This window comes from Tomitella cavernea (genome assembly GCF_016599145.1).
Classification (GTDB): domain Bacteria; phylum Actinomycetota; class Actinomycetes; order Mycobacteriales; family Mycobacteriaceae; genus Tomitella; species Tomitella cavernae.
Genome location: NZ_JAENKO010000013.1, coordinates 1 through 25,955 on the forward strand (window position 1 = coordinate 1; position 25,955 = coordinate 25,955).

A 25,955-nucleotide genomic window follows, 5' to 3' on the forward strand; every position below is an offset into this window, starting at 1 on the left:
CCTCGGCCGGGGTGGCCGGCGGCGTGGTGTCCGCGGCGCGTTCCCCGGGCGGGGCGGGTACGGCCATGACCGTCGCGTCCGCCGGCGGAATCGGCGCGGCGTCGGCGGGCGGCAGCACACCCTGGGCCGACGGGGCGCCAGCGCTCGGCGCCACCGTGTCCGGAACCGCGGGTACACGGGCAAGATCGCCGGGCTTGGGCCCTTCTGCGGGCTTGGGCTCGCCGTGGACGGTCACGGAGCCGTCCGGCGCCACCACCAGACGCGCGACATCCTCGGACTGCACCATCCCCAGCTCGGCGGCCTTGCGCGCGAGTTCCGGTGCGGAGTTGCCGGCCTGCACAATCTTCATCAGCGACTCCTTCGTGTCCTCGAGCCGCGTGTTCTGCTGGTGAGCGTCGGCGATCTGGTAAGAGCGCGCCGTGGCGTTGGTTGTCAGCCAAAGCGTGATGCCGATGCCGGCGAGGAACAACAGCATGACGAAGACGACGAACGGGATCCGCCGGGCGAGTTCCCGTGGGCCGGCGAACCGCAGTGCCGTCTCGGTCGCGGCGCCGGCGCCCATACCTGATCCGCGACGCTTGCGCCGGTCGTACGCCTTACGTGACGCTGCGGAGGTCCCGTTGCCCCGGTGCCCGGATCGCCGTCCGGCGCCGGGACGCGGCGAGTGCGCGCGTCGGGACGGCTCCGAACGGGTCTTCACACGCGTGGTGATCGTGCTCGTCATCTCAGCTCCCAGCAATCCGTCGGGCACACCGCAACCGGACAGGCGCCGACCGCGGATTCTCGGCGATCTCTTCCTCAGTGGCACGCTCGGCACCCCTGGTGACCAGCTGGAACTCCGGACCGGTGCCCGGCAGTTCCACCGGAAGATCCTGAGGACTGCGCGAACGCGAACGTTCTGCCAACGCACGCTTGACGATGCGGTCCTCCAGCGACTGGTAGGACATGAACGCGACGCGGCCACCAACCGTCAACGCGTCCAGCGCCGCCGGTACCGCGGCCCGCAAAGAATCCAGCTCGCCGTTGACCTCGATCCGCAGCGCCTGGAACGTCCGTTTCGCCGGATGGCCGCCGGTTCGCCGCGCGCCCGCCGGGATCACGTCGTAGAGAAGCTCTACGAGCTGCCCGGTGGTCCGGAGCGACGCGTCCGCACGCCGCCGCACGATCGCCGCCGCGATCTTGGCCGCGAAACGCTCCTCGCCGTACGTGCTGAGGATGCGGCGGAGGTCCGCGACCGCATAGGTGTTGACGACGGTGGCGGCCGTGAGCTCCGATGAGGGATCCATGCGCATGTCCAGCGGCGCGTCCACCGAGTAGGCGAACCCCCGCTCGGATTCGTCGAGTTGCAGAGACGACACGCCCAGGTCGAACAGGATGGCGTCGACCCTGCGCTGCTCTGCGATACCGGCGGCGCCGAGTGCCTCCGCGATGCCGTCGTAGCGGGTGTGCACGGCGGTGAAGCGTCCGGCGAAGTCAGCGAGGCGCCGCGAGGCCGTGTCGATCGCCTGCGTGTCGCGGTCCAGACCGATCACCCGCAGCCCGGGGAAATGCTTGAGGAAGTACTCGCTGTGGCCGCCCATTCCCAGCGTGCAGTCGACGAAGACGGCCCGCTCGCCCGCCGCCTCGATCGCCGGCCCAAGCAGGTCGGCCGCGCGATGGAGCAGCACGGGGACATGCCCGAATTCGCCCGACCGCCGCCGCACGCTGCCTGCCCCGTCGGTCATCGTCTGCTCCAGTGGTCGGTCACGTCGATCTGCTGCCGGTCAATCTGCCCTGGTAAGGCTCGGAAAACGGAGCGGCGAATGTCCTGAGGTCTCCGGCCGACCGTGCCTGGCGTTGGGGAAGTACGTCAGGACCGTTCGGGCGGAGGCCTCGTGACATTCGCCGAGACCGCGTCGTGCGATAAGGCCGCGCTCAGAAAATGCTGCCGAGCGATTCATCGCGCGCCTGCGAGTAGCTCTCTTCGTTGGCCTCCAAGTAGTTCTGCCATGCCTCGGCGTCCCAGATCTCCAGGAACGTCACCGAGCCGATGACCACACACTCACGCGAAAGGTTCGCGTACCGGCGGTGATCCGCCGAAAGCGTGATCCGCCCTTGGCCGTCCGGACGCTGCTCGTCTGTTCCGGCAGCAAGCGCACGCACGAACGCCCTCGCCTCCGGGTTGGTCCGGGATGCGGAAGCCGCCCGGGTGGCCAACTCGAGGAACTCATCCCGCGGGTACACCGCAAGGCTGTGATCCTGGCCCTTCGTGACCATGAGACCTCCCGCCAGTGCGTCGCGGAACTTCGCCGGCAGCGTCAGCCGACCCTTCTCATCGAGCTTGGGTGTGAAAGTTCCGAAGAACATCCGACACCTCCGACTCGACCGCCTCCTCCCACGTCCGACCCGGATTGCACCGGGCCCTCTGTGCGTGGAGACCGTTGGCGGACGCCTCGATGACGACCCGTTGACACCACAGTACCCCACTTCCCCCCACTTTCAACCCCGATCACCGTCCTACATCGCGGGGTCGCATCAAATCCGCTGGTAGCGACGCCGCAAACGGTGGAGCACAAGCCCTGGACACGCCCTCTCCGCTGGTGGATCGATGAGCCGCACGGAACACATACCCGCAGCTCAACGCGATGACGGGGCCAAATCCACCGACCGAGTCACGCGAAAGGGGCGCCCCGCGCGGCTCCGGCACGACCGTGGTGGCGGAAAGTGGGGGGCGGGGGTGGGGCGAAGTGGGGAACGGCGCCGGCGTGCGGCGACGCGGCCTTCCGGCCTTCCGGCCTTCCCGCGTGCAGGCCTACGAAAGACCGCCCGGGTGCGGGGCCGTCATCGCGGCCCGCACCCGGGCGGTCGGTATTGAAGTGTGCTGTTCGGCAGATCAGCCTTCGAAACGCCGTCGGAAACGCTCCTCCATACGCTCGGTGAAGCTGCCCGCGGACTTGGGCTTGCTGAAGCGGCCCTTGAGCCCCTTGGCGCCCCCGCCCTTTCCGGGGCCCGAGCCCGCACGGCCGGGCGCCGACGGCGAAGCCGGAACCTTATCGCGCCCCCACGGCGTGCCGAGCATGAGCATCACCGCGCCCAGGAACATCACGACGAACCCGATGACAGCGAGAACAGGGAAGCCGCCGATGTGCAGTGCGCTGGTGGCGACCCCCACTATCAGGAGCGCAAGCCCGACCAGGGCGATGAACAACGCCTGGACACGCCGCTTGGCGTTGGGGGTGCCGAACCGGCGGCCCCGGACCTGCGAAGCGAACTTCGGGTCTTCCTCATACAGAGCATTCTCGATCTCGTCGAGCATCCGCTGCTCGTGCTCGGAGAGTGGCACGGCACCTCCCCCGGCTTCTCGTCATGGCGTTCAGCTGCCGAACCGAACGCGCCAGCCCCCGTCCACTACGGGCGCCTAACACCGATAATACTGTTCGGCATCGGACCGTACCACCGAATACCCCACTCCCCGGATCTGATAAACCGTCAGCGTCGCGCAGTGCCTGCACCACCTACCCCCGCGGGATCAGCCCGCCCGCGAAAGCGGGTGGCCGGCCAGGTGATCCCCATGACCGGAACCAGGCTCCGCCGCGCCGCCCAGATGCGACTCGACCACGTCGAGGAAGTCCCTGACAGCACCCGCCAGCACATCCGCCGCCGGGCCGTCGACCCTGCTCGTGACCCCGGCCTCGACGGCCTCGCGCGTGGACGAGAACTGCGCGAAGTGGTCCGCCCACGCCTTCCAGCCGGGGCCTACCGACGCCAGCCTCGCCCACGCACTGCGCGACGCCCCCTTGCGGGCCCGCGGCGGCGGCGAAACGGCCAACACCGCGGCGGCCCCGCGCACCGCCGCGACGTAGGCGGTGGCGAACCGCTCCGCCGGCCGGTCCGCTGCACCGCACAACGCCTCCGACAGGAGCACATCGGCGCGGCCGAGCAGTGCGGCCGCACGTGGCGACCGCAGACGCGACGCCATTGGCCCTCCGATCCCCCGCGGTGGCGCCGCGCACGGCACATGGCCGTCGATTCCTGCTGCCGCGCCGACCGCGCCCGACCTCATCATCGTGCTCATCGTGCTCATCGCCTCTCCTCTTTCCCGCTCGCACCCGCACACCTCCCGACTCCGCCGTGCGGGCCCCGCCCCTGCGGTACCGTGCCTCCGTCGGGCCGCCCCCGGACTGCAGCAGCCCGGCCCGCCGGCCCCGGCGGACCCGATGCCCGGTACGACCCGCTTCCCTCGGGCCGCACCGGACGATCCGGCATCGAACAACGGTTCGATGATGGCAATGCTAAACAGACCGTCCGACAACTTTGTCACCACACAGAAAGCTCGCTGCTCATGAGCCTGCTCGTCTCCGAGATCCCGGCTCCGATCCTGCGCACACGCCTCTACGAGGCCCTCGAGGTCTACGTGTCTGCGATGCACTATCCGCGCGGAGTCGAACACAGCCGCGCACCCATGTGGGCCGAGCACATGCTCCGGGACGGCTGGCGGGCGGTCGCGGCCTTCCAGATTCCGGACACCGGGCCCGGAGCCGCCGTGGCGACGGACGATGCAGCCACGGCGATGGACGATGCGACCGCGGCGATGGACGATGCGACCGCGATCCCTGAGGCGGCCAGGCTGGTGGGCATCGCCTACGGGTACCACGGTGCTCCCGCGTACTGGTGGGACCGGCAGGTGCGTTCCGCGGTGCGCGACACCGCCGGGCCGGAGGGCACCCGACTGATGTCCGATTACTTCGAGCTCACCGAGATCCACGTCGCACCGTCCGCCCAGGGCAAAGGGATCGGTGCCGCGCTGCTGACGCGGCTGCTGTCCGGCCTCGCCGAATCGCGCGTGCTGCTCTCGACCCCCGAAGTCCCCGAGGAGCAGAACCGCGCGTGGCAGCTGTACCGGAGGATGGGATTCGAGGACGTCTTGCGCCACTTCCGGTTCGTCGGCGACCGGCGCGATTTCGCCGTACTCGGCCGCACGCTGCCGCTGCCCTGATCCCGCCGGATATCCTATCCGGGTGTTGGATGCGATCGTCGTCGGCAGCGGCCACAACGCCCTGGTCGCCGCCTGCTACCTCGCCCGGGAGGGCTGGTCCGTCGAGGTGCTCGAGCGGGACACGGTCGCCGGTGGCGCGGTGTCGACCGTCGAACGCTTCCCCGGTCACCGGGTGGACCGCGGGTCGTCTGCGCACCTGATGATCCGGCAGAGCGGGATCATCGAGGAGCTCGGCCTCGCCGACCACGGACTGGACTACATCGACTGCGACCCGTGGGCGTTCGCCCCGGCGCCCCCGGAGTCGCCAGACCGCCCGGGCATCGTGTTCCGGACCGACCTGTCCGCCACCTGTGCGTCCATCGCGGCTGCGTGCGGCACACGCGACGCGGACGCCTACCGGCGGTTCGTCACCGAGTGGACCCCGCTCGCCCGCAGCGTGATGCGCGCCTTCTCCCGTCCGCCCGGCGCCGCCGGACTGTCCCGCGCGTTCGGGCCGCTGGGCATGCCCGCCTTCCTCGGCGGCGGGGATCCGCCCGCCACCCTGGCGCGCAGGCTCCTGGCCACAGGCGATGCGCTGCTCGACTACTACTTCGACGACGAGCCGCTCAAGGCCGCGCTCGCGTGGTTCGGGGCGCAGTCGGGGCCGCCGATGTCCGAGCCCGGCACCGCGCCGATGGTCGGGTTCGCCGCCCTGATGCACCAGGCGCCGCCAGGGCGCGCAGTCGGCGGCAGCGGCGCACTGGCCACGGCTCTCGTGTCGCGCCTGCGGGCCGACGGAGGAAACTTGACGACGGGCGACGCCGTGACCGCGCTGCGCCGCACCGACGGCGGGTGGTCGGCCATGACCGCGCACGGTCGGACGGTGCGCGCCCGGACGGTGGTGGCCGGATGCCACATCCTCACTACCATCGGTCTGCTCGAAAACGGCGGCGCCGTCCCCGCCTCCGCCGCGACGGATTTGCGCCGCGGCATCCGCGTCGGCCCGGGCATCGGCATGGCCGTCCGACTGGCCACGGACGCGTTGCCCGCGTACCCGTCGGCGCCGGACTGCGGGCCCGGCCCCGGCATCCATGCGGGCCTGCAACTGCTCGTCACCGACAGGGCCCACCTGCGCACCGGGCATGCCGCCGCGCTTGCGGGCCGGCTCCCTCCACGTCCCGCCGCGCTGTCGATGACGTTCAGTGCGCTGGACCGGTCGCTGTGCCCGGACGGTGAACACCAGATGACGCTGTGGTCACAGTGGCATCCGTACCGGATCGCCGACGGCACCCGCTGGGCGGACGTGGCCGAGGCAGAGGCGGACAGGGTGGTGGACGAGATCGAACGGTTCGCCCCCGGGACCCGCGCGGCGGTGACGGCCCGCCACGTCCAATCGCCGGCCGAGCTCGAAAGCGAGCTGGGCCTGATCGGCGGCAACATCATGCACATCGAGATGTCACTCGATCAGATGCTGGCCTTTCGTCCCACTGCGGAGCTCGCCGGTCAGCGGATGAGCGGCCTCGGTGCCGGCGCGGGCCGCGGAGAACCGCTCGCCGGGCTGTATCTGACCGGCGCGTCGACACACCCTGGCGGCGGCGTCAGCGGCTATAGCGGCCGCTCCGCCGCCCGGCTCGTCCTCCGGGACGCCCGCGCGGGGGCGCTGCGCCGCCTGCTGCCGACCGCACGGGGCCGAGCGCGCCGCTGTTAGTCCGAGTGGCCGATGGCCGGGCCACCACAACGTGCTTGATTCCGGGCCCCCGGCGGCCCGCGCGGGCCGCCTCCGCGACGACGTGCGGCCGCCTCGGGACGACGCGGGGCGTGCCACTCCCACGTTCGTCGGGACGGACCTGGCACGATGACTGCCGTGCCCATCACAATCCGGCCAGTCCCGTCGCGCATCCGCATCGCATCGCACACCGGTGCGGACTCCCCCGCCCCGCCCCGCGGCCCGCGTCTGCGGCTGCCGCGCCGTTCGCGGCGTGCCTTGGCCGGCGTGCTGCTGCTCGCGGTGCTGCTGCCGCTGCTCAGCGGCTGCCTGCGCGTCCAGGTGACAATGGGCGTGTCGAAGAACGACAGGGTGACGGGTCACATCGTCGCGGCGACCATTCCGAAGTCCGGCGACGACCGTGGCCCACAGTTGACGGTGCCGAAGGGGCTCGAGGACAAGATCCGCGTGCAGGACTACCGGCAGGACGGATACGTGGGCACCGAGGCCTACTTCCGCGACCTCACCTTCAGCGAAGCGCGCGATCTCGGCCGCATGATGCCCGACCACAGCAGGGACTTCGGTCTGACATTCACTCGGACGGGCGACACGGTGACCTTCGACGGCCGCGCCGACCTGTCCAACGTGCCCGAGGGCGCCGACGTGGAGATCAGCATCAACTTCCCGACCCGCCCGGCCACGACCGACGGCACCCGTGACTCCGACACCGGCGTCACCTGGAAGCTGCCCACCGGCGAGCAGACCAGCATGCACGCCGTCGTCAACTATGAGGATCCGGCGTCGAAGGGGCTGACGTTCTGGGTCGCCATCGTCTCGGTCGTCGCGCTGTCCGCCGCCGCCCTTGCCGGATACGTCGCGTGGCGCAGCCGGGACACCTCGCCCAAGCCCCGGCAGTGACCCGCCCTGCGGCGCGCGGTCAGCTCGCCGCAGGTGCCGCGACCAGCCCTAGATTCTGCAGCACCTCGCGCGTGGCGCGCGAGAAGTTGAGCGTGATGAAGTGCAGCGCGGGGACACCCTCCGCGATCAGCCGCTCGGCCATCCCGGTCGCGAACTCGATGCCGACCTCACGCACGGCGGCACGGTCCTCCTGCGGTCCCGTCCCCGCGGCCGCGGACAGGTTCGCCTCCAGCGCGGGCGGAAGCGCGGACCCGGACAGCTCCACCATCCGCCGCACGGAGCGCAGCGATGTGATCGGCAATATCTCCGGGATGATCGGCTTGGCGCCCTGGGCCGGGTCGGCTGCCGCGACACGATCGCGCAGACGCAGGTAGTCGTCCACGTCGAAAAACACCTGGGTGATCGAATACTCCGCCCCCGAACGCAGCTTGCGCACCAGATAGCGGGTGTCGTGGTCGAGGTCCGGCGACCGGTGGTGCCCCTCCGGGAACGATGCGACGCCGAGGTGGAACTCCCCCAGGCCGCGCACCAGGTGCACCAGTTCCTCCGCGTAGTGCACCCCGTCCGGATGTGCGGACCACTCCCCCAACGGGTTGCCCGGCGGGTCGCCGCGCAGCGCGAGGATGTTGCGGATCCCCTTGTCCGCGTATGAGCCGACCATCGCGCGCAGCTCGTCGATGCTGTGGTCCACGGCGGTCAGATGGGCCACCGGCGTGAGGGTCGTGTGCTCCGCGATCTGGCCGGTGATGCGCACCGTGCGGTCCCTGGTGCTACCACCGGCGCCGTAGGTGATAGAGACGAACGCGGGCCGGAGCTGCTCGAAGTCGCGCACCGTCCGCCAGAGCCGCGCCTCGGCGGCCTCATCGCGCGGCGGGAAGAACTCGACGGAGAAGGGAGTCTTGCCGGAGTCGTGCGCAGCGAGGCTCTCGACGACGGAAGGCGTACCCGTCACCTGCAAAGCCATAAGATTCCCCCGATCGCACCGATTCCCATTGCACGATCATAAGGTCAGCGCCGCAGAAGCGGCCACGCCCGCGCCCGGCAGTGACGTGCGACACGCATCCGTGGCGCGCCCCACATCGGGCCGCGACGTAGAGTTTTCCGCGTAGCGCGTATGCGCGGAGCCGCGCCGGCCGCAGCGCCCCGCGAACGCCTGGTCGCCGCAGCGCACAATCCGACGCTGCACACCTAGGAGGCTGCCCTGACAACCGGAGAAGACTCGCTCGGACCCTCTGCGAAGGCGGACGCCTCCGCAGGGCAGGCGGACGCCCGCGCGGCGGTGCGCGATGCCGTCGACGCCGCGCTCCGGGACTTCTTCGCCTCGCGTCGGCCCGTCGTCGCGGGCGTCGGCGCCGAGTTCGCCGAGGCCGCGGACCTGCTCGAGGAGTTCGTCCTGCGCGGCGGCAAGCGCATGCGCCCCCTATTCGCGTGGACCGGCTGGCTCTGCGCGGGCGGGGCCGCCACCGGCGATTCCGCCGACGCGATGATCCGGGCATGCTCCGCGCTCGAGCTGGTGCAGGCGTGCGCGTTGATCCACGACGATTTCATCGACTCGTCCGATACCCGCAGGGGCCACCCCACCGTGCACGTCGACGTCGCCCGCCGGCATCGGGAGGTCGGCTGGTCGGGCGATTCCGCGCATTTCGGCGCGGGCGTCGCGGTACTGCTCGGCGACCTCGCACTGGCGTGGGCCGACGACATGCTGCGCGAGTGCGGCCTGCCGGCCGACGCACAAGAACGGATTTCGCCGATGTGGTCCGCGATGCGCACCGAGGTCCTGGGCGGTCAGCTCCTCGATGTCGTCACCGAGTCGTGCGGCGACGAATCCTTCGACGCGGCGATGCGCGTCAACCGGTTCAAGACAGCCGCATACACGGTGGAACGTCCTCTGCAGCTGGGCGCGAGCGCGGCCGACGCCGATCCGGCGATGCTCCGCGTCTTCGGCGGGCTCGGCATCGATCTCGGCATCGCCTTCCAATTGCGCGACGACCTGCTCGGCGTCTTCGGTGACCCCGCCGTCACCGGAAAGCCGTCCGGCGACGATCTGTGCGAGGGCAAACGCACGGTGCTGCTCGCACTCGCGCTAGCCGAGGCGGACTCGGCCGACCCCGACTCCGCCGCCCTGCTGCGCAGCAGCATCGGCACCGACCTCACCCATGCACAGGTCGCGGGCCTGCGTGAGATCATTTCGGGCCTCGGGGCCGTGGACGAGGTGGAGCGCATGATCGCCGAGCTCACCGACCGCGCGCACACCGCGCTGGACGCCGGCAGCGCCACCGGCGAGGGTGCGCTTCTGCTGCGGTCGATGATAACGGCGGCCGCGCACCGGCGCCTGTGATGCGCACCGTCACCGGCCCGTCCTCCCGGGTCGTGGTCGTCGGCGCCGGATTGTCCGGTCTGTGCTCGGCCCTGCATCTACTCGGCGCGGGACGGCAGGTCACCGTCCTCGAACGCGACGCCGAGCCCGGCGGCCGGATGGGCGTCCTCGACGGACCCGGCTACCGTGCCGACTCCGGAGCCACCGTCCTCACGATGCCCGAGCTGATCGACGACGCCCTGGCGGCCGTCGGGATGACGCGTGCCGACACCTCGCCGGCGCTGCGCCTGACACGCTTGACCCCCGCTTACCGGACCCGGTTCGCCGACGGCACGGTCTTCGACGTGCACAGCGACCCCGACGAGATGGCCGCGGAGATCGCACGCGTCTTCGGCGACGCCGCCGTCGAGGGCTACCTGCAGCTGCGCACGTGGCTCGAGCGCATGTTCACCGCGGAGTTCGACCGCTTCCTCGACGCCTCGTTCGACTCCCCTCTCGACCTCGTCGGTTCGCCGGGGGCGCTCGCCGACCTGGCCAGGGTGACGGCGCTCGGCGGCTTCGGCCGGCTGGGCCCACGCGTGGCCCGCTTCATCCGCGACCCCCGCCTGCGGCGGGTCTTCACCTTCCAGGCGCTGTACGCGGGCCTCGCACCCCGCAAGGCACTGGCCGTCTACGGCGCGATCCCGCACATGGACACCTCGCTGGGCGTGTACTTCCCCGCCGGCGGGATGCGCGCGGTGACCAGGGCTCTCGCCGACGCCGTGGTCCGCGCCGGCGGGGTCATCGAGTACTGCGCACAGGCACGTTCGGTGGACGTCGCCGACGGCCGCGCCCACGCAGTGCTCACCTCCGACGGCCGCATCCACAACTGCGACGCGCTGGTGCTCACCCCCGATCTTCCGGTGGTCGACGCGCTTCTGGCCTCCGCGGGAGCACCGCGGCATCACACGCTCGCCGGAGGACGGTTCCGCCGCACGCAGTGGTCGCCGTCCGCGGTGGTGCTGCACGGAACGATCCCGCTTGACACCGCACGAGCGCGGGGGGCCGTGCCCGCCGGCGCGGCGGGAAGCTCCTGGGACCGCCCGCACCACCACACGATCGACTTCGGCGACGCATGGGACGAGACCTTCGCGCAGATCTGCGCGCGTCCCGGCCGCGGCTCGTTGATGACCGACCCCTCGCTGCTGCTCACCAGGCCGGGGCTGACCGACCCGGGGCTCGACCCGCAGTACGCCACGGGCCCGCGGGAGTTGCTGTCGATCCTGGCGCCGTGCCCCAATCTGCACAGCGCCCCGCTGCCGTGGGACGAGCTGGGCGCGTCCTATTCCGACGACATCCTGTCCGTCCTCGAGCGGCGCGGATACACCGGCATCTCCGATCCGGACCACGGTCTGCGCGTGGACCGCGTGCTCACCCCCGCCACCTGGGCCGCGCAGGGAATGGGCGCGGGCAGTCCGTTCTCCGCCGCGCACACGTTCCGGCAGACCGGGCCGTTCCGACGCCCCAACCTGGTGCGCGGGCTCGACAACACGGTACTCGCCGGGTGCGGGACCAACCCCGGCGTGGGCGTGCCCACGGCGCTCATCTCCGGCCGTCTGGCCGCCGAGCGGATCACCGGCGGACGGGCACGTCACCGGGGGCGCCCGAGGGGGGGAGCCGAAGGCCGCTCCGGTAGTGTGAGCCGTTCACGTCCATCCGCCCCGGCCACCGCCCCGGGGGGCACACAGGGGGCTGATCAGCGCTGATGAACCTGCGCCCCCTGGCATCGCCGGCATCCGGCCCCGCCGCGGACGCGGAACACGGTGCCGCGCCCACCCCCGCCGGCCGCGTGCGGCAGGCGGCGACCTTCGTCCTCCACGGCCCCGGCCGCATGGCCTGGCCGGGCTTCTTCGGCGTAGTGCTGATGGTGTTCGGCGGTTTCGGCTCGGGCGCGCTGCGCCGGCAGGACCCGCTGCTCGATACGGTCTTCCTGTCCTGGCTGCGCTACGGGCACGGGAAGATCCTCTCCGGCACGCTCGTCTACGTCGGCCTCGTGCTCATGTTCTACTCCTGGGTGCGCATCGGCCGTGCGGTACGCGCCGGCGGGTTCACCCCCTCTCAGCTCGGCGGCCTCGCGGTGGCGTGGGCGGTGCCGATGCTGTTCTCCGTGCCCCTGTTCAGCCGCGACGCGTATTCCTACCTCGCGCAGGGGGCTCTGCTCCGCGACGGCTTCGACCCGTACGCCGTGGGCCCCGCCGTCAATCCGGGGCCGCTGCTGGACAACGTCAGCACGGTGTGGACGACGACCACCGCGCCGTACGGCCCCGCGTTCATCCTCATCGCCCGCGGGGTCACCATGGTCACCGGCGACAACGTGGTCACCGGCACCATGGCGCTGCGACTGGTGATGCTGCCCGGACTCGCGCTGCTGTTGTGGGCGATACCCCGGATGGCGCGCAACCTGGGCGGGTCTCCCGCCATCGCCATGTGGGTGGCGGTCCTCAACCCGCTGGTGCTCGTGCACCTCATCGGCGGCGTGCACAACGAACTGCTCATGGTCGCCCTGCTCACCGCCGGCATCGTCGCGGTACTCGAGCGCAAACATCTACTGGGAATCGCAGTGATCTCGCTGGCCGTCACGGTGAAGGCCACGGCCGGCGCCGCGCTGCCGTTCATGGTGTGGATCTGGATACGCCACCGGCGCGACGACGACCGCACACACGGCACCGTGCCGCCACACTGGTTCCGCGAGTTCGTGCGCACGGCCGTGCCGTCGGTGCTGGTCTTCACGGCCGTCTTCGCGACGGCCACGGTCGCCGCGGGCATCGGCGTCGGCTGGATGACGGCGCTGTCCGGCGCCAACAAGATCATCAACTGGCTTTCCCTGCCCACCGCGACCGCACAGCTCTACACCGTCGCCACATCCTGGTTCACGGGGATCGGGCTCGCCCCGGCGCTGGAGATCGCACGACTCATCGGCGAGGCCGCACTGGTGGTGATCGTCGTGCTGATCGTCGCGCGTTTCCGCCACTCCGTCCACGAGGCCATGCACGGCGTCCTGTATTCCATGATCGCCGTCGTCGTACTCTCCCCCGCCACCCTGCCGTGGTACTACACCTGGCCGCTCGCGGTGGCATCCGGACTGGTGGTCTCCGGCCGCGCGATGTCGGCCGTAGCCGCGTTCAGCGTGTTCACGATGCTCATCTTCCGGCCCGACGGCTCCATCGGGATGTACCAGTGGTATCACGTGCTCCTCGCCGCCGGCTGCGCCGCTGTCGCGGCGATCGCACTGCACCGCGAGGACCCTCTCAGGCTGCGCAGGCTCCTGCGAGGCGACGGCGGACAGGCCCGTCCGCGCGCAGCCGCCGCGCCGCGCGCCGTCGGCGACGGGGACTGTTGAGCCGTGCTCCACGAACCGATGCACCACCCCCGGCGGGGTCCGGCACCCGCCACCGAAGCGCCCACGCTCCATGACTCCTACGCCCACTGCCGACGGATCGCGGCCGCACACGGCAAGAGCTACCACCTGGCCGCGCACATACTCCCCCGGCGGCGGAGGCCCGCCGTGAGCGCGCTATACGCTTTCGCCCGCAGCGTCGACGACCTGGTGGATCTGCCGCCTACCGGCGTCTCGCCCGGGGAGCTGTCCCGCCGGCTCCAGGACATCGACGCGGCCGTCGCCGACGCTCTCGCCCACGACGAGGACGGCCGGATACCGCACATGGACGGCCGCGTCTCATCGGCCTTCCTCGATACCGCCCGCGCATACCGGCTGGACCCGGCCTTGTTCTCCGCGTTCCTCGACTCGATGCGGATGGACATCCCCGGCACCGCGGAGCACGTCGCCCACTACCCCACGATGGCGATGCTGGAAAAGTACATGCACGGGTCCGCAGCGGTGATCGGACTGCAGATGCTTCCGGTGCTCGGCGCCGGGCAGGCGGCCGCCGAGCCCGCGGCCGCGCTCGGCGTCGCATTCCAGATGACGAACTTCCTGCGCGACGTCGGCGAGGACCTCGACCGGGGCAGGATCTATCTGCCGCTCGATGAGCTGGCGGAATTCGGGGTGGACGCGGAACGCCTCCTCGATGCGCGGCGGTCGGGCCGCCCCGACGCCGCGGTGCGCGCCGCGCTGGCCCACTTCGCCGGGCGCGCCCGCGAGCACTATCGGAGGGCGGAGCCGGGCGCGGCGATGCTGGCGCCCCGCCAACGGATGTGCGTCCGCGCCGCCACCGCGGTGTACGCGGAGATCCTCACCGCCGTCGAACGCAGCGGCTTCCGGGTGTTCGACAGGCGGACCGTCGTGCCCCCTGCGCGCCGGTGCCTGCTGGCGGTGCGCGAGGCCTGCCGGCCGTACCGTGGGCCAGGCGGTATCGGCTCCCCGGTCAGAACGCCATCGCCTGCGCCCGCCGCACCACCTCACGCGCGTGATCTCCCCGCAGCACGTCGGCGGGACGGCCGGGCAACGACGGGTCGTCAGTGAACAACCAGCGCAGGATCTCGCCTTCCGAGTAACCGCCGTCGCGGAGCAGGGCAATCGTCCCCGGCAACGACCGGACGACCTTTCCATCCTGCCCGTCGACCGTCAGGAACTGAGCGGGCACGCCGACGACCCCTTCACGGCGGATCGCGATGAACTCGTGCCGACGCAGCAGCTCGTGGGTGTGCGTCACGGGAACCGACAGCAGTTTGGCCACATCCGGCAGCTGCAGCAGCTCCACGGACTCGTCCAGTATGTCTTCGCAGACGGGGAAGGTGCTCACACCACCACGGTAGCGGCACCGTCCGAGCACCAGTTGCACCCTCCCCCGGAGCCGACCTTCTATTCAGTCGCGGGGCCGACAACCCTCCCGGCAGTAAAGCCGACAACCTTCCCTGCCGTGGAGCCGATAGCCGTCCCCGCCGCAGAGGCGATAACCATCGCCGCCGCAGAACCGATAATATGGTTGGCCGGTCCGGAACCAGGAGGTGCACTACTTGAGCCCTACAGTCAGCCGACTCGTCGGCATGGTGCTCGACAACCGCTACCTCATCGAGGCGCCCATCGCCCGCGGCGGGATGTCCACCGTCTTCCGCGGGACCGACCAGCGCCTGGGCCGGCAGGTGGCCGTGAAGGTAATGCACGCGGAATTCGCCGCGGATCCGGCGTTCGTGTCCCGTTTCGAGTTCGAGGCCCGGTCGGTGGCCGGTCTCAAGGACCCCGGCCTGGTGTCGGTGTACGACCAGGGAATCGACGGGGAGCACGCTTTCCTTGTCATGGAATTAGTGAGAGGGGGCACCCTGCGGGAGCTCCTGCGCGAGCGGGGCCCCATGCCACCGCATGCGGCCACCGCGGTCTCCCGGCCGGCTCTCGCGGCGCTCGCCGCAGCCCACCGCGCAGGACTGGTGCATCGGGACGTCAAACCCGAGAACGTGCTGATCTCCGACGACGGCGACGTCAAGCTGGCCGATTTCGGCCTGGTACGGGCCGTCGCCGGCACCCATGCGACGTCCAGCAGCGTCATGCTCGGCACGGCGGCATACCTTGCTCCGGAGCAGGTCAGCACGGGGCACGCAGGACCGGCCAGCGACGTCTACGCGATGGGCGTGCTCCTGTTCGAGATGCTCACGGGCCGCACGCCGTTCACCGGCGACACCAACCTGGCCGTCGCCTACCGGCGCATCGAGGAGGACGTGCCCGCCCCGGGGAACGTCATCGAGGGGGTTCCGCGCGAGTTCGATCAGCTGGTGCGCCGCGCCACCGAACGCGATCCCGCCGCCAGGTTCCAGGATGCGGGGCAGATGGGGGCGGCGCTCGAGTCCGTCGCCGGCCGGCTCCGCCTGCCGCGTTTCCGAGTGCCCGCGCCGCGCAACTCCGCACAGCACCGCTCGATGGTGGTGCCGCCGCCGCGGCAGGACGATGCGACGACGGCGTTGGGAACGGGGCGCACGGCCGACGGCGCGGACGGGTCCACCGACTCGACAACCGTCCTGCCGGCCGGGGTCGCGGCCGGGGCCGTCGGTGCTGCTGCAGCCGGTACCGCAACCGCCTCCGGCGACGACGACGCACCGGGGCCGGAGTCCTTGACGCCGGACGACGCCGGACCGTCCGCGACCCGCCAATACACTGCGATGCACCCGCGCCAGGATCCCCCCGCCGACGGCGGATACGGTCGGCCGCCGGACCACTGTCCCGACGACGGGCCCCCGGCGGCGGCCGACGGACCCTACGGTGACGCCGCCACCCGCCAGCGGCGCCGCTCGCGGCGGTCGGCGACGGCCTGGGCGGCGATGATCGCGGTACTCGCGATACTGCTGGGGGTGGCCGGCTGGTGGTTCGGGTCCGGCAGACTCACCACCGTGCCCACCACCACCGGCATGGACAAGGCCGCGGTGCTCGCCGCGGTGCGGGACGCTGACCTCGACCCCGAGGTGCGCGGTGTGTACTCCGATTCCGCGCCCGTCGACCAGGTTATGGGCATCAACCCTTCCGGCGGCACCCGCGTGTCCCGCGGGTCCACGGTCACCGTCAGCGTCTCGCTCGGCCGCCCTTCTATCCCGCAGCTCAGCGGCGACACCACCGTCGGCGCCGTCCTGGCGCAGCTGAAGGAGCGTTCCCTCAAGCCCACCATGGGGTCCGACGAGTACAGCGTCACCATTCCCGCCGATCACGTGATCCGGATCGATCCCGCGTCCGGCACGGTGGTTCCCGTCGGCTCCGCCGTTACCGTCACGGCGAGCAAGGGGCCGCCGCCGGTCCACATCCCCGACGTCGCCGGAAAGACACCGGAGGAGGCGACGAAGATTCTCGCCGACGCACATCTGCGTGTCGGCGGGCAGCGGACCGCCTTCGACCCGGACGTCGACGGGGGGCGCGTCTCCGCCACCGACCCCGCCCGCGGCGAGGTGGTCGACGCCGACAGCCGCGTCACGCTCGTCGTCTCGAACGCCATCATCGTCCCCGACGTGTCCGGCAAGTCGCCGTCAGCAGCCCGGTCGGCGCTTGCGGATGCGGGTATAGAAATGGTCGACGGCGGCACCACCTCGGGTACGGACGCGCGCGCGGGAACCGTCGGGAGGACCTCCCCCGCCGCCGGCGAGCGGGTGGATCCCGCGCACGCGCGGGTCACGGTCTACGTCTCCGACACGACCGTGGTACCGAACCTCGTCGGGGGCACTGTGGGGTCCGCCCGGTCGACGCTCGCAGGCCTCGGCGTCGACGCCCGCGTACGCCAGCTCCTCGACTCCGACAACTCGCTGGTCATCGCCCAGTCTCCGTCGTCCGGCACGCACATCAGGCCGGGTGCAACGGTCACCATCACCGCCGTGCCCTGATCGTTATCCCCGCTTCGGCCCGAACCGTCAGCCGCGCAGCATCTCCGCCACCAGGAAAGCGAGCTCCAGCGATTGCTGGGTGTTCAGCCGCGGATCGCATGCCGTCTCGTAGCGGCCGCCCAAGTCCATGTCGGAGATCGCCTGCGCGCCGCCCAGGCACTCGGTGACGTCCTCGCCGGTCAATTCGATGTGGATGCCGCCCGGGTGCGTCCCCAGGCGGTTGTGCACCTCGAAGAAGCCCTGCACCTCGTCCACGATCCGATCGAAATCGCGGGTCTTGTATCCGGTGGAGGACTCGTGGGTGTTCCCGTGCATCGGGTCGCACTGCCAGATCACCTGGTGGCCGGTGGATTCGACCTTCTCGACGATCGCCGGAAGGAAATCGCGCACCTTGGCGTTGCTCATGCGCGAGACGAGCGTGAGACGACCGGGCATGTTGTCCGGGTCCAGCCGTTTGACGTACTCGGCCGCCATCTCCGGGGTGGTGCCGGGTCCGATCTTCACTCCGATGGGGTTCGACAGCAGCTCCGCGAAGGCGATGTGCGCGTCGTCGAGGCCGCGCGTGCGCTCGCCGATCCACAGGAAGTGCGCGGACAGGTCGTAAAGCCGGGGCTGGTCGGAGGTTTCCGTGTCCAGTCTCAGCATCGCGCGTTCATAGTCGAGGACGAGCGCCTCGTGGCTGGCGTAGATGTCCGAGCTGTACAGCGCCGGATCGGTGACGCGGCAGGCGTCCATGAAACGCAGACCGCGGTCGATCTCCCCGGCCAGAGCCTCGTAGCGGGCACCCGCCGGCGAGGTCCGGACGAATTCCTGGTTCCAGTCGTGCACCTTGCGCAGGTCCGCCATCCCCGAGCTGGTCACCGAACGCACCAGGTTCATCGCGGCCGCCGCGTTGGCGTAGGCCCGCACCAGACGGGACGGATCGTGCACACGCGCCGCGGCGTCCGGAGCGAATCCGTTGACCATGTCGCCACGGTAGGACAGCAGGCCCAGTGCGTCCGTATTGGCCGACCGGGGTTTGGCGTACTGGCCGGCCACCCGCGCGATCTTCACCACCGGCATGCTCGCGCCGTAAGTGAGCACGACGGCCATCTGCAGCAGCGTGCGGATGTTGCCCCTGATGTGCGGCTCCGTGTTGTCCGCGAAGGTCTCCGCGCAGTCGCCGCCCTGCAGCAGGAACGCCTCGCCGCGGGCGACCTCCGCGAGCTTGTCCTGCAACGATTGCACCTCGGCGGGAACCGTGATCGGCGGCACCGACTCCAGCACGGTGCGCATGGCCCGCGCGTGGTCCGGGTCCCACCCGGGCTGCTGCGCGGCCGGCCTGGCCAGCGCCGCGTCCAGCTGCTCCCGCATGCTCTGCGGCAGCGGGGGGAGATCGGGCAACAGGTCGATGGGCACGTCGACAGTCCAGTTCACCCCCCCAGCCTAAGCGGCCGCGGGACCCGGGCGCATGCGAGGTCCTAAGATCCTCCCGCAGACCGTCCCATCGGCGACGGGCCGTCCGGGTGCCCGCCGGCCAGGGCCGCGTCGATGGCGCGGAACTTGGCCAGGTTGTGCCTGGCGTCGGCCAGCGCGTCGTGGGCGTCGCCGGGCGCGGGCGGCAACGCCGGGCTCCCGCACTCCTGCCAGCGCTGTTTCAGCTCGCGGGTGAAGCGCGGCATGTACCGGGGCAGGGCGGTCATGTCGCCCCACAGCTGGCACAGCACCACGTGGTCGTACGCCCCCACCCACGCCCAGAGCTCGATCTCCCCGGGACGGACGCGCCGCGGATCGCGCCCCTGCAGCAGGTACCCGGCGAGGTCCTCCCGGATGCGGCTGCGCGAGCGGTACGCCTGCGACGACGGTGACGGGAGTTTGTCCAGGACGTTGGCCCGCACCCACCGGCCGGCGCGCGACGGGTCGAACTCCGTGGACACCGCGTAGAACTCACGCCCGTCCTCCGCGACGACCCCGATCGACACCAGGTCGATGGTGGTGCCGTCCTCAATGAACTCGCAGTCGTAGAAGTAGCGCACCCGCCCACAATAGTGGCGGGCCGCGCCGCCCCGGGATTCCGGTCAGCTCGCTTCGGTGTCGGGGATGCGGGGCCGCAGGGCGGCCTCACGCGCGTCACGCGCCGCGGCGGCGCCGACCTTGGCCGGGCCGCCGTCCTTGAGACTGGCGGCATAGATGTCGACGTATTCCTGGTCGGAGAGGTTCATCAGCGCATACATGATCTCGTCGGTCACAGCGCGCTCGATGAACCTGCTGCCCTCCAGCCCCTCGTAGCGGCTGAAGTCCAGCGGCTCCCCCACCCGGACCGTGATCTTGGTGGGGCGGTAGCTCTTCGAGCCGATGGGGTTCATGACGTTGGTACCCATCATGGCCACCGGGATCACCGGCACCCCGCACTCGAGCGCCATGCGCGCGATCCCCGTTTTGCCTTTGTACAATCGCCCGTCCGGGGACCGCGTGCCCTCCGGGTACAGCCCCAGGAGGTTGCCCTCCTCCAGCACGCGGCTGGCGGTGCGCAGCGCGGCCTGCGCGGCCTCACCGCCCCGGCGATCGACGGGCACCTGGCCGGACGCCGAATAGAAGAACCTGTTGAGGCGCCCCTTGAGCCCGGGGGTGGTGAAGTACTCGCTCTTGGCGAGGAAGGTGATCCTGCGAGGCACCATCAGCGGCAGATACAGCGAGTCCACCACCGCCAGGTGGTTGCTCGCCAGGATCGCGGGGCCGTCCACGGGGATGTTCTCCAGGCCCTCGATGCGGGGGCGTCCGAGGACGCGCAGCAGTGGACCGATCAAGATCTGCTTGAACAGCCAATACCACATACCCCACTCCTCCGTTTGCCCGATCGCCCGACCTCGATGGCCCCCGGGTACTCTACCGAGCTGCGGTGCACGTCACCACAGAGGCACCGCCGCACTCCTCACACCCCAGGGCCCGCTGACATGCGGCCGACCACGCCCGCCGACGCTCCCATTGTGCGCCACATCACGGATCTTCGGCCCGGCCGCCGGCGATCCGGCCCGCCTCCGCCGCGGCCGCTCCCCGGCGCGCCAGCTCCGCGGCACCGATCATCGCCGCTGCGACGCCGAGTTCACTGCGCCGGATCCGGGCCAGCCGCCTGTGCCCCGCGCCGGTGACGAGCCCTGCATACACGCGGCGCGCGTCGTCGAGGAAAAGCGGCGCCGACGAGGCGACGCCGCCCGCGACGACGATCAGGTCCGGGTCGAACACGTCCGCCACGATGGACAGTCCCACGCCGAGCCAGTGCGCGAAGTCCGCCATCGCCTCGAGGGCCACCGCGTCGCCGGACGCCGCGGCATCGGCCACCGCCGCGCCCGTCACGCCGCTGCCGGCACGCGCGAGCACCGATGGGCGGTCCTGGTGCGCCGCGAGCAATTCCGCCGCCGTCGCCGCGAGCGCCGTCCCGCTGCAGTACCGCTCGAAGCACCCCGACTTGCCGCACGCGCACGGACGGCCGCCAGGGACCACCGGCAGATGGCCGAGTTCGGGGGCGACACCGTTGGAACCCCGGTACAGCGCCCCGTCGACGAGCAGCGCGGCGCCGATACCCGTACCGATCGCCACGACGGCGACGTTCTCCCCCGCCCCCGCGGGCCCGAAGCACGCCTCGCCCCAGGCGGCCGAGTTCGCGTCGTGCTCCAGTACCACCGGCAGCCCCACGCGGGCCGCGATCCGCGCCGGCACGGCGGCGTCCCGCCAAGGCAGGTGCGGCGCGAACCGGACCACCTGCCGGTCGCGGGAGACGAAACCCGCCACAGCGAGCCCCACCGCGGACACCGCGTGCCGGCCGGCCAGATCCCCGATCACGTCGACGAGTGCCGCATCGAGCGCGTCGGGCTCCGAGGGCGTGACCGCCGAGACCACCTCGACCGTGGCCCCGGCCGCGTCGACCACCGCCGCGCGCAGATTGGTCCCGCCGACGTCGATACCTATGGCCGGGCCGACACCGGTGCCCGCGCCGCGGCCCGGCTCCGTCATGGCGCATCCCCGTCGCCGGGACGGTCCACCGCGACCGTGATCGGTTCGAACCGCGGCGCGCTGGACGCCGAAGGCTCTGCCCGGCCTCCCGGATCGGTGGACCGGTCGTCCTGCGCGGGCCCGCCGCCTGCATGCGCGGCGGCGCCGTCGTGGTCGCGGACCGAGTCGACGAGCAGGTCGCGCAGCGCGGTGAGCATGGCCACCCCCTGCGTGCCGAGAACCGTCAACAGCGGATGCTGTTGCCCCTTCGACAGGGCGACGAGCGCGCAGAGCGGGCACCAGGTGCACGACGACTCCGGCGCCGCGGGCCCCGGGGAGATCTGCGCGACCAACGGCGTGACCGCCGCGAGGAACCCGGCGAGCGCCTCGCGCACCTCGTCACTGATCTGTGCGGCGCCGCCCTGGTCCCCGTGGTCGTGCGGGCCGTTGCCGGACTCGTTCACAGCGGCCACACCTCCGGGTCCGGCCGGAAACGGATGCGCAGGACCCCCTTGCCCAGGGTCGCGTCCTGCACGGTGCACCGGCGCAACACCGGCGCCAACGGCACGCGGCGGCGCACTCCTCCCGCTGTGAGGACCAGGTCGTCGCCGGCCCTCCCCGCCTTCACCTCGTCCGCGAACGGCATCCGCACCGACAACGTGTACACCGAATCGAGGCCGGTTCCCGACTCGAGGTGCACGGTCGTCGCCGACGCGGAACCTCTCGCGGACGTCGCCGTCGCCGGGCCGGCGGAATCCGCTGCACGATCGAGTGCCTCGGAGAGCCGGGCGAGCGCCGCCACACCGACCGGCTCGTCCTCCGCCTCCGGCACCCGCACCACGCGAAGGCCGTCGTAGGCCTCCGCCCCGTCCGCACCGCGGGAACGGTTGACCACCACGGAATGCACCGGCGGACCCGCGAGCCCCAGCGCCGTGAGCACGCGGCGGGTCTCCGCGGCCGCGACGCCACCGGGCGCGGTGACCACCGTCACCGCGCTGTGCGCGCCGTCGCCCACGAGCGTCCCGATGCGCGAGGCCGACGACTCGAGCTGCTCGGCGGCCCCCACCGCCGCGAGCATGCGGGCGGACGAGGGGATGCGCCCCAGACGACGGTGCCGCGGCCACAGCCTCTCCAGGTACGCCGACAGGGCCGACGGAATCTCCAGCATGCGCAGCGCCGCCCCCGTGGGCGGGCAGTCGACCACCACACGATCCCAGCGGCCGCAGGCGGCCAGGTCCGCCACCTCGGCCATGCCCAGGAACTCCTGCACGCCGGGGGCAGCGGTGAGCTCCTCCGGCAGCAGCTCCCCCGCCGTCTCCGCGATCCGGGGGCCCAGTGCCGATCCGGTCAGCGCGCCCCACCTGCGGGCCGCGAGCGCCAGGGTGTCCACCTCGCGGAGCTCGAGCGAGCCGCGTCCCACCGCCCCGGTCACGGCGATGTCGGCGCTGTCGGCGCTGTCGGCGATGTCGGCAATGTCGGCGCCGAACACGTCCCGCAGAGAATGGGCCTCGTCCAACGAGACGAGGAGAACGCGCTCACCCGCGCGCGCAGCCGCCACCGCCGACGCGGAGGCGATCGTCGACTTGCCCACGCCGCCTTTCCCGACCACGAAGCGCAGCCGGGTCCCCGCGACATCCTGCTCGCTCAGGCCTCCACCCGCTTCTTCAGCTCGCCCAGCGCCGTGTTGATGATGACCTTCTCCGCTTTGCGCTTGAGAAGGCCGATCATCGGGATGTGCAGGTCGACGGCCAACTGGTAGACCACTTCGGTTCCGCCGTCGCGCCGGGCCAGAGAGTAGGAGCCGTGCTGCGACTTCTGCAGTTGCCCCTCGACGAGGTCCCAGCTCACCGACATCCCGTCGGCGGCCCAGTCATAGGCCAGCACGTAGGTGTCCTTCACCATTCCCGCGTCCATGACGAATCTGGCCGTCCGGATGCGCCCGTCCGCCCCCGTGTCCAGGACTTCGACGGAGGTGACCGCCGATACCCACTCAGGATAGGCCGCGAGGTCGGCGATGGTCGCCATCACCACGTCCGGCGACTCCGCCACGGTGATCGCACCGCTCGTACTGTCTGCCATCGTCAGATTTGCTTCCTCTCCATCGGCGCCGCTGCCGCGACCCCGGCCGCCGCAGGCCGCACCGGCCCGGCCCCGCGGGCGGCCCGGAAACCCCGCCTGCCGCCCCGAACCGCGGTCCCGGGTGCGGCCGATCCGGCTGGAATCTACCCTGCCGCACGATTCCGCGGCGGCTCTCCCGCGGCCCTTCCGGCCTCCAGGACCGACTTGACCTCGAACACCATCGCCTTGCCGTCCACCCTGCGCCGTCGATTCTCCGCCGCCTGTCCGCCCGCGGAAGCGGACGGATCCACCGGCTCCGCGTGCAGGAAGTAGTGGATCACCACGCCGTCGAGGACCGGCTCGAGCCACACCTCCATCGTGCCCTCGAGCGGCCCGGTCACCGCCCAGCGGACGCCCTTGTCGCCACGGTCCTCCCTGACCCGCAGCCGCAGATCCGGCCACCAGCGCCGCCAGCTGCGCGCATTGCGCACCGAGGCGGCCACGTCGTGCGCCGGGGCGGCGATGAAGCCCTGATCCGCGACCTGGATTCCTGTCACGGAACGAGCATCACATAGCACGGTGAACGGGCACACATCGCCCCCGCGCACAGGACCGCATCGTCCGGCCGACGCCCGCGTGCGGCCGCGAGTCCGCGCCCGCGGCCAGTGGACACCGCACGGCCCGAGTGACCCACGGGTTAAGCTGCCTGAAAGAAAGGTGACCGTCGGGTCAGGAGTCCGGTCCGTCCGTGGCCGGCTCCGGCCCGGCCGGCCACGCGGGATCAACGGCCCCACACAGCTCGACCCAGATTGTTCGGCAAGGAGTGCGGCGCGCACGGATCGGCCTTCGGCATTGCGGAGGCGGCACTGCGAACCCGTCACGCGCGGCGCTCTCCAGCGCTCGGGAGGACCTCAGGTGCAAGAATTCACGACTCCGGCGACGTTCACCGTCGCCGATGACGCCTCGGCCGTCGACGCGGTCTTCGACTTCGCCGCCAGCGACCCCGCGCTGGCGGTGTTCGACCGGCTCGTCGACGGCAGGTGGACCCCGGTGCGCGCCGACGATTTCGCGGAACAGGTGCGCGGAGCCGCCAAGGGGCTCGTCGCCTCCGGCGTGGAACCGGGCGACCGCGTGGCCCTCATGTCGGCCACACGCTATGAATGGTCTCTGCTCGATTACGCGATCTGGGCCGCCGGTGCCACGACGGTCCCCGTGTACGAGACCTCGTCCACCGGGCAGGTGGAGTGGATCCTCGAAGACTCGCAGGCCAAGGTCCTCATCGTCGAACACCACGAGCACACCGCCACCGTCGCGCCGATCCGTGACGCGGCGCCGGCGCTGAGCTCGGTGTTCCAGATCGATCCCGGCGGCGACACCCCGGACGGCGCCATCGCGGATCTGGCCGAACGCGGCTCGGGCGTGGCGGATTCCGTCATCGACGACCGCGTCCGCGGGCTCACCGCGGACAGCTCCGCCGTGCTCATCTACACCTCCGGCACCACCGGCCGCCCCAAGGGCTGCCGGTTGACGCACCGCAACCTCCTGGCCGAGTCGCACGGCGCCATCGCCGCGTTCCACACAGAGCTGCGCCGGGGACGCCGCTCGCTGATGTTCCTGCCGATGGCGCACGTCCTCGCGCATGCGATCAGCATCGCCGCGTTCCAGAGCAAGGTCACGCTGGGCCACTTCTCCGACATCCCCACGCTGGTGCCCACGTTCGGGGAGTTCAAGCCCAATTTCATCCTCTCGGTGCCGCGCGTGTTCGAGAAGGTCTACAACACCGCCCGGCAGAGCGCGCACGACGACAGCCCGCTCAAGGGCCGAATCTTCGACCGGGCCGACGAGGTGGCGGTGGCCTGGAGCCGGGCACAGGCCGACGGCGGCGCGGGGCTGCTCCTGCAGGCGCAGCACGCGCTGTTCGACAAGCTCGTGTACTCCAAACTGCGCGCGGCGCTCGGCGGCGAGTGCGAGATCGCGATCTCTGGCGGTGCCCCGCTGGGCGCCCGGCTGGGCCACTTCTTCCGCGGCATCGGCGTGACCATCTACGAGGGCTACGGGCTCACCGAAACCACGGCCGCCGTCGCAGTGAACACCGTCGACCACATCAAGGTGGGCACCGTCGGACGCCCGCTGCCCGGCAACTCGGCGCGCATCGCCGAGGACGGGGAGATCCTGGTGAGCGGCCCCGTGGTGTTCGACGGCTACTGGCGCAACGAGACCGCCACCGCCGAGTCGCTCGAGGACGGCTGGTTCCACACCGGCGACCTGGGCTCGCTCGACGCCGACGGTTACCTGTCCATCACGGGCCGCAAGAAGGAGATCATCGTCACCGCCGGCGGCAAGAACGTCGCCCCCGCCGGGCTCGAGGACAGCCTGCGCAGCCACCCGCTGATCAGCCAGGCCATGGTGGTGGGCGACCAGAAGCCGTTCATCGCGGTGCTCGTCACTGTCGACGAGGATGCGTGGCCCGCCTGGAAGGAACGCAACGGCAAGCCAGGCGACGCCACGGTGGCCGACCTGACGGCCGACCCCGACCTGGTGGCGGAGATCGACGCGGCGGTCAAGGCCGCCAACCGCACCGTCTCACACGCCGAGTCGATCAAGAAGTTCCGGATCCTGCCGAAGGACTTCTCGGAGGAAACCGGCGAAATCACCCCCACGATGAAGCTCAAGCGCAACGTGGTCGCGGCGTCGTACGCCGGGGAGATCGAGGCGATCTACGCGAAGTGACGTCCAGGCCG

Annotated in this window: 24 protein-coding genes; 9 read left to right on the top strand and 15 right to left on the bottom strand. The window is 71.3% G+C overall.

Features of this window, described 5'->3' with window-relative positions:
* The 5 genes from ftsL to JJ683_RS06960 form a co-directional block, all read right to left on the bottom strand.
* Positions 1-562, bottom strand: a 562-nt coding sequence (ftsL, locus tag JJ683_RS06940) for a cell division protein FtsL (RefSeq protein ID WP_504739230.1), incomplete at its 3' end; no start/stop codon positions are given.
* Positions 563-725: 163 nt separating this feature from the next.
* Complete coding sequence (gene rsmH / locus JJ683_RS06945) at positions 726-1,724, bottom strand: 16S rRNA (cytosine(1402)-N(4))-methyltransferase RsmH (protein ID WP_200172520.1); 999 nt, start codon at positions 1,722-1,724, stop codon at positions 726-728.
* A 190-nt stretch (positions 1,725-1,914) separates the two neighbouring features.
* Complete coding sequence (gene mraZ, locus JJ683_RS06950) at positions 1,915-2,346, bottom strand: division/cell wall cluster transcriptional repressor MraZ (protein ID WP_200172522.1); 432 nt, start codon at positions 2,344-2,346, stop codon at positions 1,915-1,917.
* Between the two features lie 526 nt (positions 2,347-2,872).
* The gene (locus JJ683_RS06955) at positions 2,873-3,322 is read right to left on the bottom strand and encodes an SCO2097 family morphological protein (protein WP_200172525.1); all 450 of its coding nucleotides are present in this window, start codon (positions 3,320-3,322) and stop codon (positions 2,873-2,875) included.
* Between the two features lie 186 nt (positions 3,323-3,508).
* Positions 3,509-4,063: an SAV_6107 family HEPN domain-containing protein gene (locus tag JJ683_RS06960; RefSeq protein ID WP_200172527.1), complete on the bottom strand. Its 555-nt coding sequence runs from the start codon at positions 4,061-4,063 to the stop codon at positions 3,509-3,511.
* A 258-nt stretch (positions 4,064-4,321) separates the two neighbouring features.
* On the opposite strand from JJ683_RS06960, the gene JJ683_RS06965 reads away from it, so the two are divergent.
* The 3 genes from JJ683_RS06965 to JJ683_RS06975 all read left to right on the top strand — a co-directional run bounded on the left by JJ683_RS06965 (position 4,322) and on the right by JJ683_RS06975 (position 7,577).
* Positions 4,322-4,975: a GNAT family N-acetyltransferase gene (locus JJ683_RS06965; RefSeq protein ID WP_200172529.1), complete on the top strand. Its 654-nt coding sequence runs from the start codon at positions 4,322-4,324 to the stop codon at positions 4,973-4,975.
* Positions 4,976-4,997: 22 nt separating this feature from the next.
* Positions 4,998-6,662, top strand: a complete 1,665-nt coding sequence (locus JJ683_RS06970) for a phytoene desaturase family protein (RefSeq protein WP_200172531.1) — start codon at positions 4,998-5,000, stop codon at positions 6,660-6,662.
* Between the two features lie 156 nt (positions 6,663-6,818).
* Positions 6,819-7,577, top strand: coding sequence for an LppM family (lipo)protein (locus JJ683_RS06975; RefSeq protein WP_307810737.1), 759 nt, complete (start codon positions 6,819-6,821; stop codon positions 7,575-7,577).
* Between the two features lie 19 nt (positions 7,578-7,596).
* On the opposite strand, the gene metF is transcribed toward JJ683_RS06975, so the two are convergent.
* Positions 7,597-8,529, bottom strand: coding sequence for a methylenetetrahydrofolate reductase [NAD(P)H] (gene metF, locus JJ683_RS06980; protein WP_307810739.1), 933 nt, complete (start codon positions 8,527-8,529; stop codon positions 7,597-7,599).
* A 327-nt stretch (positions 8,530-8,856) separates the two neighbouring features.
* Between metF and JJ683_RS06985 the strand changes: the two genes are divergently transcribed.
* The 4 genes from JJ683_RS06985 to JJ683_RS07000 are packed head-to-tail and all read left to right on the top strand — an operon-like array spanning position 8,857 to position 14,356.
* Positions 8,857-9,915, top strand: coding sequence for a polyprenyl synthetase family protein (locus JJ683_RS06985; protein ID WP_307810740.1), 1,059 nt, complete (start codon positions 8,857-8,859; stop codon positions 9,913-9,915).
* On the top strand, positions 9,915-11,639 hold the full coding sequence (crtI, locus tag JJ683_RS06990; protein ID WP_200172535.1) for a phytoene desaturase family protein: 1,725 nt from the start codon (positions 9,915-9,917) through the stop codon (positions 11,637-11,639). Before JJ683_RS06985 ends, crtI begins: the two co-directional genes overlap by 1 nt.
* Entirely contained in the window at positions 11,639-13,273 is a 1,635-nt protein-coding gene (locus JJ683_RS06995; protein WP_200172538.1) for an alpha-(1->6)-mannopyranosyltransferase A, read from the top strand. The genes crtI and JJ683_RS06995 overlap by 1 nt, the downstream gene beginning before the upstream one ends.
* Positions 13,274-13,291: 18 nt before the next feature.
* Positions 13,292-14,356 carry a squalene/phytoene synthase family protein gene (locus tag JJ683_RS07000; protein WP_200172586.1) on the top strand — a complete coding sequence of 355 codons (1,065 nt, stop codon included), beginning with the start codon at positions 13,292-13,294 and terminating at the stop codon, positions 14,354-14,356.
* On the opposite strand, the gene JJ683_RS07005 is transcribed toward JJ683_RS07000, so the two are convergent.
* Positions 14,259-14,636 carry an Rv2175c family DNA-binding protein gene (locus tag JJ683_RS07005; protein ID WP_200172540.1) on the bottom strand — a complete coding sequence of 126 codons (378 nt, stop codon included), beginning with the start codon at positions 14,634-14,636 and terminating at the stop codon, positions 14,259-14,261. The genes JJ683_RS07000 and JJ683_RS07005 overlap by 98 nt on opposite strands.
* A gap of 244 nt (positions 14,637-14,880) precedes the next feature.
* Here JJ683_RS07005 and JJ683_RS07010 point away from each other — a divergent pair, with 244 nt between their 5' ends.
* On the top strand, positions 14,881-17,187 hold the full coding sequence (locus JJ683_RS07010; RefSeq protein WP_200172588.1) for a Stk1 family PASTA domain-containing Ser/Thr kinase: 2,307 nt from the start codon (positions 14,881-14,883) through the stop codon (positions 17,185-17,187).
* A 27-nt stretch (positions 17,188-17,214) separates the two neighbouring features.
* On the opposite strand, the gene JJ683_RS07015 is transcribed toward JJ683_RS07010, so the two are convergent.
* From JJ683_RS07015 to JJ683_RS07050, 8 genes are all read right to left on the bottom strand, one after another.
* The gene (locus tag JJ683_RS07015; RefSeq protein WP_200172542.1) at positions 17,215-18,603 is read right to left on the bottom strand and encodes a class II 3-deoxy-7-phosphoheptulonate synthase; all 1,389 of its coding nucleotides are present in this window, start codon (positions 18,601-18,603) and stop codon (positions 17,215-17,217) included.
* 44 nt (positions 18,604-18,647) lie between these two features.
* Positions 18,648-19,202 carry a polyadenylate-specific 3'-exoribonuclease AS gene (locus JJ683_RS07020; RefSeq protein WP_200172544.1) on the bottom strand — a complete coding sequence of 185 codons (555 nt, stop codon included), beginning with the start codon at positions 19,200-19,202 and terminating at the stop codon, positions 18,648-18,650.
* 42 nt (positions 19,203-19,244) lie between these two features.
* On the bottom strand, positions 19,245-20,000 hold the full coding sequence (locus JJ683_RS07025) for a lysophospholipid acyltransferase family protein (protein WP_200172546.1): 756 nt from the start codon (positions 19,998-20,000) through the stop codon (positions 19,245-19,247).
* 163 nt (positions 20,001-20,163) lie between these two features.
* Complete coding sequence (locus tag JJ683_RS07030; protein WP_200172547.1) at positions 20,164-21,177, bottom strand: ROK family protein; 1,014 nt, start codon at positions 21,175-21,177, stop codon at positions 20,164-20,166.
* Positions 21,174-21,620 carry a hypothetical protein gene (locus JJ683_RS07035; protein WP_200172549.1) on the bottom strand — a complete coding sequence of 149 codons (447 nt, stop codon included), beginning with the start codon at positions 21,618-21,620 and terminating at the stop codon, positions 21,174-21,176. The genes JJ683_RS07030 and JJ683_RS07035 overlap by 4 nt, the downstream gene beginning before the upstream one ends.
* Positions 21,617-22,765: an ArsA family ATPase gene (locus tag JJ683_RS07040; RefSeq protein ID WP_307810743.1), complete on the bottom strand. Its 1,149-nt coding sequence runs from the start codon at positions 22,763-22,765 to the stop codon at positions 21,617-21,619. Before JJ683_RS07040 ends, JJ683_RS07035 begins: the two co-directional genes overlap by 4 nt.
* Before the next feature lie 35 nt (positions 22,766-22,800).
* Complete coding sequence (locus tag JJ683_RS07045) at positions 22,801-23,235, bottom strand: SRPBCC family protein (protein WP_200172553.1); 435 nt, start codon at positions 23,233-23,235, stop codon at positions 22,801-22,803.
* Between the two features lie 143 nt (positions 23,236-23,378).
* The gene (locus JJ683_RS07050; RefSeq protein ID WP_200172555.1) at positions 23,379-23,771 is read right to left on the bottom strand and encodes a polyketide cyclase / dehydrase and lipid transport; all 393 of its coding nucleotides are present in this window, start codon (positions 23,769-23,771) and stop codon (positions 23,379-23,381) included.
* Between the two features lie 358 nt (positions 23,772-24,129).
* Here JJ683_RS07050 and JJ683_RS07055 point away from each other — a divergent pair, with 358 nt between their 5' ends.
* Entirely contained in the window at positions 24,130-25,944 is a 1,815-nt protein-coding gene (locus JJ683_RS07055; RefSeq protein WP_200172557.1) for an AMP-dependent synthetase/ligase, read from the top strand.
* Positions 25,945-25,955 lie beyond the last annotated feature (11 nt).